This window comes from Candidatus Thiothrix putei, assembly GCA_029972225.1.
GTDB classification, from domain to species: Bacteria; Pseudomonadota; Gammaproteobacteria; order Thiotrichales; family Thiotrichaceae; genus Thiothrix; species Thiothrix putei.
The window spans coordinates 870,003-887,420 of sequence record CP124756.1 but is presented as its reverse complement, the minus strand read 5'-3'; the positions used below and the strand labels follow the sequence as shown (position 1 = coordinate 887,420).

General features: G+C 50.2%; 20 protein-coding genes and 1 pseudogene. 8 read left to right on the top strand and 13 right to left on the bottom strand.

The genetic code is table 11. The annotated features are described in order from the left end of the window. Positions 1-14: 14 nt before the first annotated feature. From QJT81_04605 to QJT81_04595, 3 genes and pseudogenes are all read right to left on the bottom strand, one after another. Positions 15-1,340: pseudogene (locus tag QJT81_04605) on the bottom strand (UPF0236 family protein). Between the two features lie 65 nt (positions 1,341-1,405). After that, entirely contained in the window at positions 1,406-1,855 is a 450-nt protein-coding gene (locus QJT81_04600) for an NlpC/P60 family protein (protein ID WGZ95272.1), read from the bottom strand. A gap of 121 nt (positions 1,856-1,976) precedes the next feature. After that, positions 1,977-2,924 (bottom strand): sigma 54-interacting transcriptional regulator, encoded by a 948-nt coding sequence (locus QJT81_04595; protein ID WGZ95271.1) that lies wholly within the window; start codon positions 2,922-2,924, stop codon positions 1,977-1,979. A gap of 111 nt (positions 2,925-3,035) precedes the next feature. Here QJT81_04595 and QJT81_04590 point away from each other — a divergent pair, with 111 nt between their 5' ends. Further along, a complete protein-coding gene (locus tag QJT81_04590) occupies positions 3,036-3,956 on the top strand; it encodes an ROK family protein (protein WGZ95270.1) in 921 nt (306 codons plus the stop codon). Here the strand turns inward: QJT81_04590 and QJT81_04585 are convergent. Both QJT81_04585 and truC read right to left on the bottom strand, forming a co-directional pair. Further along, positions 3,925-4,317 carry a DUF4388 domain-containing protein gene (locus tag QJT81_04585; protein WGZ95269.1) on the bottom strand — a complete coding sequence of 131 codons (393 nt, stop codon included), beginning with the start codon at positions 4,315-4,317 and terminating at the stop codon, positions 3,925-3,927. The two genes, QJT81_04590 and QJT81_04585, sit on opposite strands and share 32 nt — an antisense overlap. Next, entirely contained in the window at positions 4,301-5,095 is a 795-nt protein-coding gene (truC, locus tag QJT81_04580; protein ID WGZ95268.1) for a tRNA pseudouridine(65) synthase TruC, read from the bottom strand. The genes QJT81_04585 and truC overlap by 17 nt, the downstream gene beginning before the upstream one ends. Before the next feature lie 93 nt (positions 5,096-5,188). On the opposite strand from truC, the gene QJT81_04575 reads away from it, so the two are divergent. Then, positions 5,189-5,617 carry a CBS domain-containing protein gene (locus tag QJT81_04575; GenBank protein WGZ95267.1) on the top strand — a complete coding sequence of 143 codons (429 nt, stop codon included), beginning with the start codon at positions 5,189-5,191 and terminating at the stop codon, positions 5,615-5,617. A 1-nt stretch (position 5,618) separates the two neighbouring features. Here the strand turns inward: QJT81_04575 and ycaO are convergent, their stop codons facing one another. Then, positions 5,619-7,346 (bottom strand): 30S ribosomal protein S12 methylthiotransferase accessory factor YcaO, encoded by a 1,728-nt coding sequence (ycaO, locus tag QJT81_04570; protein ID WGZ95266.1) that lies wholly within the window; start codon positions 7,344-7,346, stop codon positions 5,619-5,621. Between the two features lie 154 nt (positions 7,347-7,500). On the opposite strand from ycaO, the gene QJT81_04565 reads away from it, so the two are divergent. After that, positions 7,501-8,010, top strand: coding sequence for an anti-sigma factor (locus tag QJT81_04565; protein WGZ95265.1), 510 nt, complete (start codon positions 7,501-7,503; stop codon positions 8,008-8,010). A gap of 220 nt (positions 8,011-8,230) precedes the next feature. Here QJT81_04565 and QJT81_04560 read toward each other — a convergent pair whose 3' ends face one another. Further along, the gene (locus tag QJT81_04560; protein ID WGZ95264.1) at positions 8,231-9,286 is read right to left on the bottom strand and encodes a transposase; all 1,056 of its coding nucleotides are present in this window, start codon (positions 9,284-9,286) and stop codon (positions 8,231-8,233) included. 312 nt (positions 9,287-9,598) lie between these two features. On the opposite strand from QJT81_04560, the gene QJT81_04555 reads away from it, so the two are divergent. From QJT81_04555 to QJT81_04545, 3 genes are all read left to right on the top strand, one after another. Then, positions 9,599-9,871 carry a hypothetical protein gene (locus tag QJT81_04555; protein ID WGZ95263.1) on the top strand — a complete coding sequence of 91 codons (273 nt, stop codon included), beginning with the start codon at positions 9,599-9,601 and terminating at the stop codon, positions 9,869-9,871. Positions 9,872-9,888: 17 nt separating this feature from the next. Beyond that, positions 9,889-10,830, top strand: a complete 942-nt coding sequence (locus tag QJT81_04550; GenBank protein ID WGZ95262.1) for an ISAzo13 family transposase — start codon at positions 9,889-9,891, stop codon at positions 10,828-10,830. Between the two features lie 293 nt (positions 10,831-11,123). After that, positions 11,124-11,819, top strand: coding sequence for a hypothetical protein (locus tag QJT81_04545; GenBank protein WGZ95261.1), 696 nt, complete (start codon positions 11,124-11,126; stop codon positions 11,817-11,819). A 20-nt stretch (positions 11,820-11,839) separates the two neighbouring features. Here QJT81_04545 and QJT81_04540 read toward each other — a convergent pair whose 3' ends face one another. The 5 genes from QJT81_04540 to QJT81_04520 all read right to left on the bottom strand — a co-directional run bounded on the left by QJT81_04540 (position 11,840) and on the right by QJT81_04520 (position 15,203). Beyond that, on the bottom strand, positions 11,840-12,454 hold the full coding sequence (locus tag QJT81_04540) for a hypothetical protein (protein WGZ95260.1): 615 nt from the start codon (positions 12,452-12,454) through the stop codon (positions 11,840-11,842). A 42-nt stretch (positions 12,455-12,496) separates the two neighbouring features. After that, on the bottom strand, positions 12,497-13,705 hold the full coding sequence (locus tag QJT81_04535) for an RNA-guided endonuclease TnpB family protein (GenBank protein ID WGZ95259.1): 1,209 nt from the start codon (positions 13,703-13,705) through the stop codon (positions 12,497-12,499). A 148-nt stretch (positions 13,706-13,853) separates the two neighbouring features. Then, positions 13,854-14,108, bottom strand: coding sequence for a hypothetical protein (locus QJT81_04530; protein WGZ95258.1), 255 nt, complete (start codon positions 14,106-14,108; stop codon positions 13,854-13,856). Positions 14,109-14,155: 47 nt separating this feature from the next. After that, positions 14,156-14,881, bottom strand: a complete 726-nt coding sequence (locus QJT81_04525) for a DUF1287 domain-containing protein (protein WGZ95257.1) — start codon at positions 14,879-14,881, stop codon at positions 14,156-14,158. Positions 14,882-14,888: 7 nt separating this feature from the next. Further along, positions 14,889-15,203: a non-heme iron oxygenase ferredoxin subunit gene (locus QJT81_04520; protein WGZ95256.1), complete on the bottom strand. Its 315-nt coding sequence runs from the start codon at positions 15,201-15,203 to the stop codon at positions 14,889-14,891. Here QJT81_04520 and QJT81_04515 point away from each other — a divergent pair. Beyond that, entirely contained in the window at positions 15,202-16,077 is an 876-nt protein-coding gene (locus tag QJT81_04515; GenBank protein WGZ95255.1) for an SDR family oxidoreductase, read from the top strand. The two genes, QJT81_04520 and QJT81_04515, sit on opposite strands and share 2 nt — an antisense overlap. A 7-nt stretch (positions 16,078-16,084) precedes the next feature. Next, positions 16,085-16,603: a ribosome biogenesis factor YjgA gene (yjgA, locus tag QJT81_04510; GenBank protein ID WGZ95254.1), complete on the top strand. Its 519-nt coding sequence runs from the start codon at positions 16,085-16,087 to the stop codon at positions 16,601-16,603. Here the strand turns inward: yjgA and gloB are convergent. Further along, complete coding sequence (gene gloB, locus QJT81_04505) at positions 16,600-17,379, bottom strand: hydroxyacylglutathione hydrolase (protein ID WGZ95253.1); 780 nt, start codon at positions 17,377-17,379, stop codon at positions 16,600-16,602. The genes yjgA and gloB overlap by 4 nt on opposite strands. Between the last annotated feature and the right edge of the window lie 39 nt (positions 17,380-17,418).

Below are 17,418 nucleotides of genomic sequence, written 5' to 3'. Positions count from 1 at the left end.
AAGTGCGGTAAACCTCATGCCGCCTCAGCGGTGTTTCGCCAATAATGCTTCCATTGCTGGTTTCCCCGCATGACCCTCAACGCCAACATATCCGCCGCATTATCACTTTTCCACCATGCCCCCGATTTTTTTAAGCGTTGCTGGATGATTGTAACGGTGTGCACTTTCTATTTCGCCCGACCCCACGGGCAATCCGAGGGATTTTGCTGTCGGGTAATCCAGTTGCTCAATGCGGTTGCTCAGGTAACGGTGACAAGCTCGTACTGGGGCGTTACTGTCTTCTACCGTTTCTGCTTCGAGGAAAGGTTTCAGTGTGTCGATGACCGCTTGAGCTTGACCATCCTGTAGGGCTTTTTTCTGTTTGGCAAACCATTTATCCTTGTCCTTGAGGCATGAACAGCTTGCGGATGCTGCTGATAGGTATTCACAAACATGATAAAAATCAATCAGGTAATGTCCTTGTGTGCCAAATTGTTCATCCACTTGACGGTTGATCCAGCTTGCCCCATCACCCACCGCATGGAGGAACGTGCTTTTTCCAAATCCAGCACGGCAGGCGGTGTCGAATAAGATTTTTCCAGCATCTTCTACCGTGCCACCGAATATTGCGCCAAACGTTGGCGTAGCACTGCCTTTGGCGTGGGCAAGACACAGGCGGGCTTCTTTCCAGCTTTCCTTTTTGCCTTTGCGCTTGTCGGGGGCTGTTTCGTCAATCTCGACGATGGGGATCATGCTGCCGTCCATTTCGGCAATGACATAGGCTTTTCCCAACGTGCTTGGATAGTCTTTTATCAACACTTGGGATTCATGGATGCGTTTGGCGTGACCTTCGGTGATGTGTCGGATGCTGCTGGATGCCAGCCGTATCCCGTAATGTTCTTCTAATTTATCAGGCACTTGAGCAAATGAACAGTCCGCCCCAAAGTCCGTCACCGCCCGTTGCAGCGGGAGCGAACAGCCTCGGCAAACAACCTCGGCACTCTGGCTAAAGGGGCGGACACGCTTGCCGGGAATCCGGTAGACCGGTTCGCTTATGTGGATTTTTCCGTAGGTCGTGTGCCAATGACAGTTTTTTTTCCACTCTTTACATACTTCCCAATGCCTTCTTCACAGGCTGGGGCTGTGCATTTTTCTACACGTTTGTTTGCCCATGCAGTGATCGCATCATTTCCCATTTGGCGCAGTTCTTCTATCACCCGCTGTTCGGCGTCTGCTGCTTTGATAATGTCATCACCGGCATTTTCAACCACCTCGATTAGCCCTTCCATCCGAGCTTTTAATGCGGGGTTGCGGTTCAAGGCTTCTAAAAGTTTTTGGTCGCGGGAGCTAACTGTCAACATGGGAAAGTCCTTTTTCTCTGGTTTTAGGGGATGCCATCTTAGTCTACAGGACACCGCACTTTTGTTCACACCCGATCACCGCGCCCAGCTTGTTCACGTGGAATTTTCATGGCTACCTCGTACTGAGCCGCAGCAGTGCGTGGAATGTTGACACTTGCGCCCTTGCCAAAGGAATACTGGGTCAAACCGCTACAATCAAAACCTTTCAGGGGAGAATTCCCGCCCCAGCAATAACCTTTACCGCATTGCTTAAGGGCACACAAGGCTACTTTATCGAGCGATGGCGTCGCTGAACTCGGTTTGGGTTTGCGGGTAGCCACACGCTGCGGTTTAACAGCGACCGTGTGCGGGGTTCGCACTGCCTGAGTAGCCTGAGGTTTTGGAGATTTGTCGGGTTGGATGCTTGGTATCGAGCTAACGTCTGCCACCTGCGGGTTCAGGCTACAACCCGCCATGGTTAATACGGCTGAACCCAATAAGGCATATTTTACCGCTAACTGGTTATGACTCCACATACACTACTCCTTCGCAAACACTCATCACCCTAAAGGTTTTGGCACAGCGAACAGCAATATACCGAACATTCCCGACTGGAGGCTTGAAATAGACGCTAGTCTGCGCTTGGGAATACTCTCATTAAGCCAGTAATTGTTTTTTCAAACGGTAGTTAAGAGCATCACGGCTAATTCCCAATAACCGAGCGGCATGGGTCTTGTTATTTTGAGTGCGTTCCAAGGCTTGGCTCAGCAAATCACGCTCCAGCGCCTCTAGATTCACACCCGTTTCAGGCAAACTGAACGGCTTGCTAGTAGTTGCAGCACTGCCAGAGCGAACCTCCAACGGCAAATTGCTCAACGCAATTTCACGCCCTGCCAACAAAATACTTAAGCGTTCGCACAGATTACGCAACTCCCTAACATTGCCAAGCCAAGTATGCCGTTGTAATTGTAGCCGAGCTTCTTTGTTGAGAGTCGCTACTGGCAACTTGTGTTGCGCCGCAAATTTTTGCAAAAAATGTTTACTCAGCAAGTCGATATCTTCCTTACGCTCACGCAACGCGGGCAATTCCACCGGCACAATATTCAGGCGGTAGAACAAATCGTGACGAAATGCGCCTGCTTGCGCCATGTTATACAAATCGCGGTGCGTTGCAGCCAGTACCCGCACATTCACCCGTTTGGGTTGCGCGTCACCCAAGGGTTGAACCTCACCTGACTCAAGGAAACGCAGCAACTTGGCTTGCAAATTCAGCGGCAATTCACCGATTTCATCCAGAAACAACGTGCCACCATCTGCTGCGCCAATTAACCCAGCCTGGTGCTGATCTGCCCCCGTGAAAGCGCCCTTGCGATGCCCAAACAGTAAGGATTCAGCCAAAGTTTCCGGCAAAGCGGCACAGTTGACCGTTATAAATGCCTGCGGGCGACGCTGACTCATGGTATGCATAGCTTGTGCTACCAACTCCTTGCCCGTACCAGACTCGCCGGTAATCAGCACACTAGCATCCGTTTGTGCGATCAAATGCGCGGAACGCAAGACCGATTCCATTAAAGGGGAGCGGGTAAGAATGTCTTCAAACTGCATGGTAACGCCTGCCATTTTCGTTTATGTTCAACGGATTTCGCGTAATTTAACATTATTTTGCGGACACTTGTCATGACTTAACGCAGCTTTCTGGAATTAACGGAGGAATGTGTGCATATCGGCATTGACTTAGGCGGAACCAAAATTGAAGTACTGTTAGTGGATGCGCAAGGGCGAGAAGCCTTTCGTAAACGCCTGCCAACCCCACAAGGTCAGTATGACGCTATATTGCAAACCATCAAACAACTCGTCACTGACGCAGAACAACACGCGGGGCAACCATGCAGCGTGGGTATCGGCACACCCGGCGCGATTTCCCCCGCCACGGGCTTAATGAAAAATGCCAATTCCGTGGTATTGAATGGCAAACCCGTGCATAGCGACTTGGAACACCTGTTGCAACGTCAAGTGCGGATTGAAAATGATGCCAATTGTCTGGCACTTTCCGAAGCCACTGACGGAGCCGCTGCCGGAGCAAACCTGGTATTCGCGGTCATTGTCGGCACCGGCACCGGCGCGGGAATCGTGGTACATGGCAAGGTCTTGACCGGAGCCAACGCGATTGCAGGCGAATGGGGGCATAACCCACTCCCATGGCCTGAGGCAACAGAATTACCGGGTAAACCCTGCTATTGCGGCAAACACGGCTGCATCGAAACTTGGCTTTCCGGCTCCGGTTTTGAGGCGGAATATGCCACAGCGACCGGGATTTCTCACAACGCAGCAACAATTGTGCAATTGGCTACCCAAGGTGATGCTCAAGCGGAACAACTCATGCAGGCCTACGAAGAGCGCATGGCGAAAAGCCTTGCTCACGTCATCAATATCCTTGACCCAGAGGTAATTGTTTTAGGCGGAGGAATGTCGAATATCCAACGGCTGTATACTAACGTGCCACAGCGCTGGGGGAAATACGTATTTTCTGATCAGGTTAGTACCCGTTTGGTTGCGCCCCATTTTGGGGATTCGAGCGGCGTGCGTGGTGCAGCATGGTTGGGTGCTAACCACCGCCTCGGTAAAAACGATTATTAACTGTAGAGACAGGTGCTGGCTTAGATTTTTCCGGCGGTATTCTCACTGGTAGTGCGTTCACCACCGGCTTCAGTGGCACAAGCGGGGTGATCCCCAATAACGTGAGACTGGCCTGATGCTCAATCGCCGCATCGGCACGAAAAGGAATCGACTGATTTTCCGAAAATGAACAGGAGCCGCCACCGGTTTCCAGTAAACTGAGCAATGCCGCCTGACCTTGATCGCGCCGATGTGTGCAATGTGTGAGTTTTCCATTATTAACGGCAAAACGGCAAGAGGTGTTGTGATCCGTCGCTATATAAAATGTTCCGGTCTGCTTATAACCGATAACATTCGCTAAACGATTAAGAATTTGCTCCATTGTCAATGGTGAATGCCTTTCCATAGAAGCCTCTGGGTAGTAATACGCTATTTATTGATGGTTGCCGGAAAGGTAGCAATAAGCGTACCACTTTACTGAAATCTTCCGGTGGCATTGCATTCACCGTGATGGCTTCATGGGTATAAGGGTGTGTAAACACTACGCTGGCGGCGTGCAGCAACAAGCGCTGGCAATCCCATTGTTCACGGAAAAAACGGTTATGCTTGCCGTTACCGTGTGTCGTATCGCCAATCAAATGGTGGGAAATGTGTTTCAAGTGGCGGCGTAATTGATGTTTACGCCCTGTTTTGGGGCATAGCTCTAATAAGGAATAGCGACTGGTGGGATACCGGTCTACTGCATAAGGCAGTTCAAATGTCATTACCCGACAATAATGGCTAATTGCTGCCTGTGCAGGTTTATGTTGATCCGCATTGGCATCGGCAATCTTGTCGAGTTCTTCAGTTAAAGGGTAATCAATCACCCCCTGTTCAGCGGTATGCCCGCGCACGACTGCCAGATAGGTTTTTTGCACTTGCCCTGCGGTGAATTGTTCGGTCAGCAAACGGGCTGTGTCACTATCGAGCGCAAACAGCAACACACCGGAGGTTGGTTTGTCGAGCCGGTGCACCGGGTAAACTTTTTGCCCGATCTGGTCACGGGTGAGCTGAATCGCAAAACGGGTTTCGTGGCGGTCGATCAGGCTGCGATGCACCAACAAGCCTGAGGGTTTGTTGATTGCCACCAAATGTTCATCGCGGTAGAGGATTTCTAACATAACAAACACGTCTTCTTTACTGTTTTATCAAAAAGTTGCAAGGTAACAAGCTAACATTATAAGAACATACAACGTAAGCTAAGGAGGAGAATGATGAAAACGGTCAGAGACATACTCGCCAAAAAAGGCACTGACGTGCTTAGTATCACACCTTCCGCATCCGTCATTGATGCTGTAAAAGCCATGGCACACCAAAAAGTCGGTGCATTGGTCGTGTTAGAGGCAGGCAAGCTCAAAGGGATTATTTCAGAGCAAGATTACACCCGCAAAGTCATACTGACCTGCCTCAATGCCGAGCAAATGCTGGTGCAAGACATTATGACCCGGCAGGTCGTAGTCACCAGACCCGACCAGTCGATTCATGAAGTCATGGCAATCATGACCGACCGCCGCATCCGCCACTTACCGGTGATGCAAGCTGGCGGATTGGTCGGGCTGGTTTCCATCGGTGATTTGGTGAAAGAAATCATTTCTGAGCAACAGTATATTATTGCTCAGTTAGAGCACTATATTCAGAGCTAAACTACGCCGTCGCCAAAGCCGGGAAAACCTTACGGTAAGCCGCCAGCAAACGTTGGTGGATATCGCACCCCTTTAGCGCTAAGGTTGGAGCCTCGATTCCCCAGAACCGCAAGCTGCCATCCAGCAAGGCTTGTGCCTGTTGTAACGCTTTCTCGCCGTACAGCAAACCAATATTTGGTGCATAACCCGCCACATCATCCATATCCAGCAAGGCTTCGATGCAACGGTACACACGGCGGCGCTCATCACTGATTTGCTCAAAATGACGAATCCACTGACAGCCCTCACGGATCGCCTCTTCATCATCCATCACCAAAGCCAGCAAGGTTTTCAACTCCCCGACCCGCAAATCTGCCCACAACGAACCCGCGTCAGGGGCTAAGCCAATCAAGGCTGCCACCGGTTGATGATCATCCAAGCCGAGTTCTTCAATGGTGTCGAATAACTCGGTACATTCCTCATCTTCCAAATCCGGCAAATGCAGAATAGCCTCACGCACCGCATTTCCTGTGCTGTTATTGTCCCACTCCAAATCTTCTACCTGATAAATCTCCGACATTTCAGGCACAATAATACGGCAGGCATACACACCCAAATGCTCAAAATCCATGATGTAAACATCAAAATCTTCCGCATGAAGTTGCTCCAGCAAGAACTGGTATTCCGCCTCCGTCGTACCACTAAAATTCCATTCAGTGAATTCATAATCAGGCTCATTCCACAGAAAATCCCAATGAACCGGCCCACTCGAATCAATAAAATGCGTTTCCAAATTTTGTGGGCTGGCAACGTCGTCCAGCTCAAAACTGGGTTCGGAAAAGCCCGCCAAACGATCCAATGCCCTGCCCTGCAACAACTCTGTCAAGGCGCGTTCCAATGCCACCTCAAAGCGCGGATGCGCCCCGAAACTGGCATACACCCCCTGATCCTCCGGGTTCAGCAAGGTCACGCACATCACTGGGTATTGCCCCCCTAATGACGCATCCTTCACCAAAATCCCAAAACCTGCTTCACGTAGCTCAGCAATACCCGCCTGAATGTGCGGATAACGTGCAATAACCTCATCCGGTACATCGGGCAGACAGATTCCTTCCGCAATAATACGGAATTTGATGTGACGCTCGAAGATTTCCGATAATGCTTGGGTACGTGCTTCGGTTTTAGTATTCCCAGCCGACATGCCATTACTAACATACAAATTGCCAATGAGATTGACCGGAAACCATACCGTTTCCCCATCCTGTTGACGTACATAAGGCAAGGCACAAATGCCGCGTTCCTCATGACCGGAATTTAAGTCAACCAATTTAGTGGCATCTAAGGTGGACTCAGGATCGTAAAAACCCAAGGTAGCCTCATCCAACAAGCCTGCTGGCAATTGACCGGTACCATCCAAGGCAAACCATTTTTCCTCAGGGTGGTGAACAAAATGGCTATTAGCGATAGCGTCACCCAGATAAAAATCTGCCCAGAAATAATTGGTGCTGAGACGCTCGAAATATTCACCCAGCGCACTCGCCAACGCTGCTTTCTGCGACGCGCCTTTGCCATTGGTGAATAACAGGGGGCAATCACGGTCACGGATGTGAACTGACCAGACATTCGCAATCGGGTTAAGCCATGAGGCTTCCTCGATGTGAAAGCCGATACGCTGTAGCTTCTCTTGCATCGCAGCGATAGAGGCTTCCAGTGCGGCATCTTTGCCGGGGATAAAGGTTTGTGCAGGCATGAGGGGAACTCGGTTGGTGGTCATTCGTCAAACATTAATGGATCATTTTAGCGCACTGCACAAACAGGCGTCTTATTATTCGGTATAATCAGGGGATATTATTATGGCAACTTGTTGTAGTCCCGACATAAAAACAGGCGACAAGGGAGTTTATATGTCACGGAGTGGCACTTCACATACAAATTGGTTAATTATCCTGCTTATCAGCATGGCGCTATTAACCGTATTATTTTTCACCATACCGCAATTTCGTAAGGTGCAGGCAGACAGTGAATCGACAACGGATTTAGCCGTATTGCGTGAAAATTTATTAGCTGACCCCAGCAGTGTTAGCGGTAACTGGTTACGGACACTTAACCCTATCGTGAAAGATGTGCAAGGTGATGTTGTTTGGAATAGCACACAACAACAAGGTGTTTTGCGCATTCAAGACTTGCCTAAACCTAAAGCCGGTACTTTCTATCAGTTATGGTTATATGATGCGCGTAATCATACTGGAGAAGGCATTTCAGGAGGCAAAGTAAACCAAGGTGCGGGAGGAGAAGTGTTACTTACCTTGATTAAAACCGATACATTAATACAAGAGCCTTATAAATTCGAGTTCAAGCTGCAAACGGCTGAAGGCGTTCACAATGGGCAAATTTTATTAATGGTACAACCGTAATAAGGAAATTCATGAGCGACTTGCAAAATCCGACAAACTGAGTTGCTCAATTTTCAGCATTGACCGAACGCCGCATATTCAGCCGATTTTTTACTCAATTTGACCAACGAAACCTGAGCTTTTTCAGTTTTACCGTAACTTTTGCTAAATTTCACCCATACCGATGCGACTGCTCCTGTTTTTCAGTCAGTCTTCCCGTGTTTTTTCAAACCCAGTCGCTTTATAACAAGACACGCATCAGTTGATCAGCACTCAACACCAAAATCCCAAACATCAAGTGGCTGTAAACTTTTTGCGCACCTTGCACCCACACATTCCGACCACCAAATTCATCCTTCAGGCGGGCATTGGTTCGTTCTACGGTGCTGCGAATTTTGTAACGCTCGGCATCAGCAGGTTCAAACGCTTCTTTCTGTCCGCCGCGAGGATTGTGATCAATCAGAGGGACATGCCCCAGATGACGGCTGTATTCGTGCAAATCAGCACTGCAATAGGCTGCATCCATCAGGTCGTAGAGACTGGTGACACGTTGGGCACTGATTTGAGAGAGTGGGATGGCTGCCCCGCTGTCGTGAAACGAGGCGGAAGACAGAATGGCTGCTATCGGGACACCACAATCGGCGGTATCGATATGCAGTTTGTAGCCGTTCCAACTGTGCTTGTAGCCTTGGGCATTCTTCTTCGTCCCCCGGTTACACTGAACCGGTATCTCATCGAGTGCTTGCTGAAGTGACTGTTCCCGTTGGCGCTGAATCCGTGTTTGCCCTTGTTTTTTCTTTGGCTTTTCCTCGGCAACAGGCCGTTCACGTGCCTCAATGGCTGTTGAATCCCGACACAGGTGGCCGATCAGCGCATCGCCCAAATACGTTTTCACCAACGTTTCATGCACACGTTCCGCTAAACGCTGTTCAGCAAATTCAGCGAAGGCACGTGAAAAGGTGGATTCGGAAGGCAGTTTCTTGGTCAGGGGAAACCCGCAGATGCGTCGCAGGGAGCGATCGTTTTGCAGCCGGTCAATGAGTGCTCGCGTATTGACAATATTGAGCACGCTTTTGGCGACAAAAGCATTGGCAAACCAAGATCGCTCCGTCGCTGGCCGTCCAGACCCATCACGAAAAGAGCGCACAAAATCTTCAATGCGCGTCAGCTCCAGTACGTGAATGAGTTTTTCAAGCTTGGGGGTCAATGTGCCAAAGGCATCATTGAAGCAAGGTAGTATTTCAATTTGCAGCAAACTCCAGCGTTGTGCAATCAGGGCGCGTTCGGTAGAATTCATAGCGTGGGCTTAATGGTTGTTTTGACGCTTCTATTATCGCCGAAAACGGCAGCCCACACTTCTTTTTTCCTTCAGATGAAGGAAGGTTCACGCTGAAAATGTAATTTTGCAAGTGGCTCTCATATTAATGTGATAAAGGAAGGTGTTTGCCGCCTGATGACAAAATCATATTAATAACGATAGAAAATACTATTAACAGTAAAAACATATGAGCAAGCTCTGGTATTGGTAATTGCAGTACGCTTAGGAACTGTCCCGAAATAACTTCCCTCTTTTCTGCTAACAGCGAAAGGGGGAAGATAGCCCCTTGTAATGCCAATCAACACCGAGGATGAGCCAATGGATGTTTACCCATCAGCCATAGAAAAACAAATGCAGCGGTTCTACCAATCGCTCAATGAGCGTGACCGCCGCCGCTACGCCGCCGTGGAAGCCGTCCGGCTTGGGCACGGGGGGCAGGACTACATTTCCCGGTTATTGGACTGTGACCCCAAAACCATCCGCCACGGGTTGACGGAGTTGGAATCGGAAGATGGCTTGCCCACCGTAAGGCAGCGAAAAAAAGGGGCGGGCGCAAACGGCTGAACGCTACGCACCTGCAATTGGATGAGCATTTTCGCCAAGTTTTAAAGGATCATACGGCAGGCGACCCCATGCGGGAGGCGGTGAAATGGACGAACCTGTCACGTCGGCAGATTGCCCGGCGGATGCAGGCATTGGGGACATCGGCTGGGAAAAACGTGGTGTCGCGCCTATTGCGGGAGCACGGCTACCGCCGCCGCAAGCCCCAGAAGAAACGCACCATGGGGCAACACGCTGACCGTAATGCCCAGTTTGAAAAGATTGCCCAACTCAAACAAACCTACCTGCAAGCAGGCAAACCCGTGATCAGCATTGACACCAAAAAGAAGGAACTGCTGGGCAACTTTTACCGTGAAGGGGTAACGGATGCCGTCGAACCCACGGAGGTCAATGACCATGACTTCCCCAGCTATGGCAATGGTCAGGTGATCCCCCACGGCATCTACGACCTTGCCCGCAACGAAGCGGCACTGCACCTGAACACCAGCCACGACACCACCGAGTTTGCCTGCGAAAGCCTTGGCTTATGGTGGCGTGAGCAAGGGAAACCCAACTACCCCGAAGCTGACGAGCTGTTGGTCTTATGTGACGGTGGTGGCAGCAACAGTTCCTCTGCGTACCTGTTCAAGCAAGACTTGCAGGCATTGGCGGACAGCCTGAACCTGACAATACGCATCGCCCACTACCCGCCCTATTGCTCCAAATACAACCCGATTGAACACCGACTGTTCCCCCATGTGACCCGTGCCTGCCGGGGTGTGCCGTTGGAAACGGTCGAAACCGCCAAACACTACATGGCAAAAACGGAAACCACCACTGGCTTGAAGGTCGCTGTCCGCATCATCAGTAAAGTTTTTGAAACCGGGCGCAAGTATACCCAAGCGTTTAAGGATAACATGACCATCCAGTTCGATGATTTCCTGCCAAAATGGAACTACACCGCTACCCCTCAGTCCCCCTGATTTCGGGAAGTTATTTCGGGACAGTTCCTTAACCCATAAAAAAATACGATTAACAGAAACATCAATGAATCCATTAAATTAGCAATTAACGATTTCATTATTTTATTAAGCTCATAAATCATAATGTAAATACCTTTAGCTGATCCTTGCCAAACAACTTACCCTACCCATTATTGGATAATAAACAGCCTAACTAAGATTACTTTAACGTTACCTTAATGTTTCAATGAATTATTGTATGGCTGTCATTAGGCTATTATGCTTACACAATTTTAAATAATTAGGCATTTCCCATGAGCGATAGCACTCCAGTTGAATTTACCGCCAGCAATGACTCCCGACAATTGCTGAAAAACGAACTCACGCAACGCCAGGCACAACTGATGCAACTCAGCCCCGCCAGTGACCCGTTGGAACGTGCTAACGTGCAATACGAGATTGCCGAAATCATGCTGGAACTGGAAGAACCGGGGATGCGTGAAGCCGCTTGGGGCATGACCCGTGAATCGTTCGAGATTTACCGTGATCGCGAATCTTGGGAAGACGCAGTGCGTTGCTGCGATGTGCTGTACCGCTGTGAGCTACCCGCTTCCGTGCCCGCGTTGGGCAATGGTTTGTGGCTGGCGGTCACTTACCCAATCGCCCCGGAAGTGACAATTCTGATGCTCAACCATCTGATTGACGCCACCCAGCCTAAGGCGGATGGGGCAGCAGTAGCCGCCACCGTGGCACACTATATTGCCGATTTACGTCTGGAGGGTGAAAAACGTGACAGTATGATGTTCCTAACCAGTGCCATGCTAGGTAAGGTTGCCGAACGCCACAGCAATGTGAATTCGCAAGAAGCGATGAACTTGTGGCTCAATCGCTTAGATTTGCTAGACCCCAAAGTGTTTCTGCCACGTTTGGGGCAAGTAATTGATGCGATTGTAGAAGGCCAATGGTGGTACGATCGCGAAGCGTTGCGCTCACGTCTACCCGTGCATTAAATATCAACCTTTATAAGTACTTATTGTTTATTACCCACAAACACCAATACATCTCTGGCAGTACTGTTCAACGTAACGCTATACAGTTGCCCATTATTTGGGTCAAAGTAAGCTGAGCCGGTACTGCCAGAACTTGAGCCTATATTGCGCTCTGAACAACCCGTGCCGTAACTCAACGATACGGTGTAAGCATTACCACTGGTACGTGGTGACATAACCCCGCTGAAGGTACAACCATCGACCCGGCTGCCACTGATTTGCCCAGTCGCAAAAATAGTAAATGCGGTGTCTACACGCCCGTTGGTCAAGCTAGTGCTAGACCCTGTGTAGCGACCACTAAGACTGGCAATATTGGGAGCAGCATTGTAGTGATTATCGTATGCCGTATTTAACGTCACAATCGCACCAGGGATGTCGGTGTAGGTTAGAATAGCCTGCAACCGTGAACCCGCGACATAACTACCCTGCCATGTGAGCGGGAATAAATCGCCAGTTTCAAAATTAAAATCTTTTCCATTGCTAGAAGTAGCCACCCCATTAGTCGACACGCTATTACCAACAACAACACCGGCCAGGCTGTTATTATCACCTGCTGCGGAATAAAGTACCCAGTAAAAGGTATTGTCCAAAATCAAGCTGATTACCGTTATTTCAAACCTACCCAAATCTACCTATAGCTAACTAAAAGTAGTCATGGTGTTGAATTCCTGCTTCACGGGGGCTGGTTTCGTCTTCGGCTTGCGCCCAAGACCAGAGCCTTCCCCTCCACAGGCAGACACCGTGTAACTCACGGCGTATTCTTCTAAATTCTTGGCGGCATTTACGTCACGGTCATGGACTGCACCGCAAACGGGGCAAGTCCATTCACGTACCGACAGTGGCAGCTTCTCCACTTTATGCCCACAGCCAGCAGCAGAACAGGTTTTGCTGGAGGCAAAAAACCGATCAGCCACCACGACCACCGCACCGCGCATTTCCGCCTTGTATTCCAGTTGCCGCCGGAACTCGAAGAATCCCATGTCACTGATGGCACGGGATAAATGACGGTTTTTCACCATACCCGACACGTTCAAATCTTCAATGCCGATGGTGTGAAAACGGCGGGTTAAATCCGTAGTGAGTTGGTGCAAACTGTCTTGGCGAATGTTGGCAATACGTGCGTGAAGTGTTGCCAGCTTCTGCTTCGCCTTGTGACGGTTGGCACTGCCTTTGACCTTGCGGGACAGGCTGCGCGAGAGCCGTTTTAGGCGGGAAAGCAAGGCTTTATGCGGCTTTGCCCCAACCACTTTTTCCCCCGTTGATAGGGTTGCCAGTGCAGATACGCCCAAATCCACCCCTACCGTGCCTTGGTTTTTGGCAGGCGGGAGATGATGTTGGTCGGTATCCACGGTGATGCTGGCGAACCACTGGTCAGCGGTGCGGGAAATCGTGGCAGAGAGGATTTTGCCGGAAAAGCGTAACGTTTCCCGCATCCGTACTACCCCAAGGTTGGGAATGCGGATGCGGCAACCGTCAAGGCTGAACTGGTCGTTGGTGAGGGTGAAACTGTCGCGGCTTTTGCCTTTCTTTTTGAATTGCGGGTACTGGGTGCGTCCCGCAAAGAAGTTTTTGAAGGCTGCACCGAGTTGGATAATCGCCATTTGCGGGGCGTTTTTGGTGACTTCCAGCATCCAGGGGAATTGTTCGCGTTTGATGGCGTTCAATTGGCGGCGCAAGCCCATTTGGTTGGGTTTTGGCTGGGTGTTGTCGTCTTTCCATGCTGCGTATTGGGTTTGCCATTCTGCCAACGCCCAGTTGTAGGCGAACCGTGCTGTACCAGCGGCTTTCGCCAAGTACGTCGCTTGCTTATGGTTGGGGTCAAGGCGGATTTTGTGGCTGATGATCATGGCAAACAGAATGCAGCACGGTGTGATAGTTGTCTAGTCATCCGTGCTTTTGCTGCTATCTTTTACGGATAAACGGCACTACGCTTTTATAAACCTAACCAAAATGATAAAGTTTGAATAGATTTAGATAGATTTTATGGTAACTGTTTCAAACCCCCCGATTGGTATCGCTGCTACCGCGCCACAACCCTTGGGCATTCAAGAAAGACACTCCCCCACTTGTGCTGGTTGACGTACTAATATTGGATAAGGTGACACCACTGCCAGAGCTGGTCGTCGCAGTGTTTTGACTATTATTCGTTGTATTCGCGACGGTATAGCCCCCCAAACCCGTACTGCCACCACCGCAAGCAGATAAGCCAGTGATTAATAATACCTGACAGATAACCGCACCGATTTTCATAACCACCCCAACCATATTGATTTGCACGAAAGCAAACAGTAGTGCGGCTACAAATCCTCAGGGAGTCCTGACTGGTTGAAGTAGCGGTAATGTCCGATGACCGGCCAGAAGAACAAGGCATCTTCGATATTTGTGCCATAGGCCACGTTATGCCCAATCAAGGGTCGCCCCTCTGGGGTGACATAATGGGTCACAATGCCAATGTGTGCTTGCCCTTTACCCAAGTCCCACGCCACCACATCACCCGGTTGGTAATCGGCTGAATTCTGGGTAATCGGCAAGGATGCGCCCCTACGCTCAAAAAAACGCATCAGGTTATAGACTCGGCGATGGTCGATGTTAGTATCGGGACGCTTCATCCCCCATTTACGTGGGTATTCATGGAAGGCTTTGCGCATATCCTCATGCAATTCACGTTGCAAATCAATACCCTGAGCACGGAACGCCCGTACCACTACGTCAGCACACACACCTGTGGATTCCGGCACATCGCCGCCAGGATATTTCAGATTCACATAAGCTGGATCATAAGAACGGGTTACTTTCACCTGTTGGTATACCGAATCCAGCAACGACCTGACATGCGCTGGCGGTTTTGGCTCTAGCAGCGGTGGTGACACTGGGGGCTTAAGCACTGGCGGCGGAATAATCGTAACAGGAGGAGATATCAGGGATGCGGGGGATTTAATAAAACGCTGATACCCATCCCACCCCAGATAAAGAATCAGGCATAACAAAAACAGCCAGACGAAATACCGCATCACATGGCGCATAAGGTACTTACACCTTTACCCAAATACGCCCGTCTTCGATACTAACCGCATAGGTTTTCAAGGGAATCTCAGCAGGTTCAGCCATTGGCTCCCCCGTTTTGACGCTGAATTCCGCGCCATGCAGGGAACATTGCACCCGATCACCGTGCAAACAACCAAGATACAAGGAAGCATCTTCGTGGGTACACATATCATCTACTGCGTAAAATTCGCCGTCTACGTGACAGATCAGAATGCGCTTGCCGTTGCCAGCGTCAACACGCTTCATCTTTCCGGGCTTGATTTCGTTTATACTGCCAGCATCGAGTCGGGAGTTATTCATGAGTGCATCTAACCAAAATGTGTGGATTATGGGCTGTGGCGATATTGGTCGCCGTGTCGCACGGTTATACCAAAACGAGGGTACGAAGGCTATAGGTTGGGTTCGCAGCGAGGAATCCTTGCAATTAGGCTTGGCACAAGGTATCGCCATGCGTAAAGGTGACGTGGATAAAGGCAGCTACTTTTCCATTTTTGCATTGGATGAAGCATTAGTGTACTGGTTCATGCCACCGCCACCGAACGGGGAAAGCGATGACCGCTTACGCCGTTTCCTCAAAGGCATGGATGCAGCACCCCAGCGCGTGGTATTAATCAGCACTACCGGCGTGTATGGGGATTGCGGCGGGCGCTGGATTGACGAATCCGAACCGCTGAAACCCATTGCCGCCCGTGCCAAACGCCGCGTCGATGCGGAACATGCCGTGCAAGAATGGGTGGCGCGTTTCGGCGGCGAAAGCGTGATTTTGCGCGTCCCTGGTATTTACGCCCCCGACCGCCTGCCGTTGGAACGCCTCCAACGCGGCGAACCGGTGTTGTATGAAGCCGAAGCCCCTTGGACAAACCGGATTCACGCCGATGATTTAGCCATGGTATGCAAGCGGGCGATGGAAATGGCTCCTTCCGGTGCGATTTACAATGCGACGGATGGGCATCCATCCACCATGACCGACTATTTTAACCAAGTAGCGGATTACGCCGGACTCCCCCGCCCCCCACAAGTCAGCATGGCAGAAGCACAAGCGGCGATGAGTGCCGGAATGCTCTCGTATTTGCAAGAATCCCGGCGTATTCGTAATGACAAACTATTGACTGAATTAGGCATCCGGTTACAGTACCCCTCCCTGACCGTGGGTCTGGGCATGTTGAAAGGATAGAACACCCGTGATTGATTACCAAAACGACGATGAAGAAGATGATTACATCAGCAAAAGCCACTTCAAGCGTGAAGCAGAAGCCGCGCAAGATTTGGGCGAACGCCTGATTACCCTACGCAAAGAACAGCTTGATCAACTGGATTTATCGGAAAAGCTCTACGACGCTATTTTGCTCGCACAACGTTTGACGGCTAATGGCGCAATTCGCCGCCAACGTCAGTTCATCGGCAAACTGATGCGCACTGAAGTTCTCGAACCCATCGAGGCCAAACTTGCCGAATGGGATCGGGGTGGCAAAGCCGAAACGGCGCGTTTGCACCGTTTGGAACGCTGGCGTGATCGCTTGATCAACGATGAAAACATGTTAGGTGAGTGGTTGAAAGAATACCCCGAAACCGACGTACAGCATTTTCGCAGCCTGATTCGCAACGCTCACAAAGAAAAAGAGCAAAATAAACCACCGAAAAGCAGCCGGGAATTATTCAAATTACTGCGAGAGATAACCGCAGACGAATCCCTGCGTTAATCGTATTCGGTATCTTTCCAAATACGCAACACCGCGAACACATCATCCGGTGTTTGCGTTTCGCGCCCTGCAATTTCTTCGGCTTTGGCAATAACTTCAGGAATATGCGTGCGCAAAAAGGGGTTAGTTTCAAATTCTCGCCCTAATTCAAAAGGCACAGTCGGGTGTCCTGCATCCAACAACGCCCAGGATTCTTCCAAACGTGCATCCAGGGCCGCATTATCTGGCTCAACCCACTTGGCAAAACCGATGTTATCCACGGTGTATTCATGAGTGCAATACACTTGGGTCGCCGCCGGTAGCGTGGCAATGCGTTGCAGCGAATGGTACAGGTCATGCAAGGTACCGTCGAACACCCGCCCACAACCATTGGCAAACAACGTATCCCCACAAAACAGACTGCCTTCGCCGTAATACACAATATGCCCAGCGGTATGCCCCGGCAACTCCATCACGTGGAAGGTCAAACCCAATGATTCAAGATACACTTCCTGACCTTCCGTGAGGGGTCGGTTGAGGAATGGAATCGTTTCATTGGCTGGCCCATAGACCGGTAAACCGGGGTAGGCTTGCAACAGTTTATCAAGACCACCCACATGGTCACGGTGGTGGTGTGTAATCAGAATAGCCACGGGCTGCTTTGCCATACGTTGCAGCGCCTCCAGCACAGGAGCAGCATCACCGGGGTCAACAATCGCAACATCCTGGCTATCGGTATTACCAATCAACCAGATGTAATTATCCGTAAATGCGGGTACTGGGGTTACTTGTATCATGGCACACCACCTTAACTCTTGATTTCTGCTACTCGACTA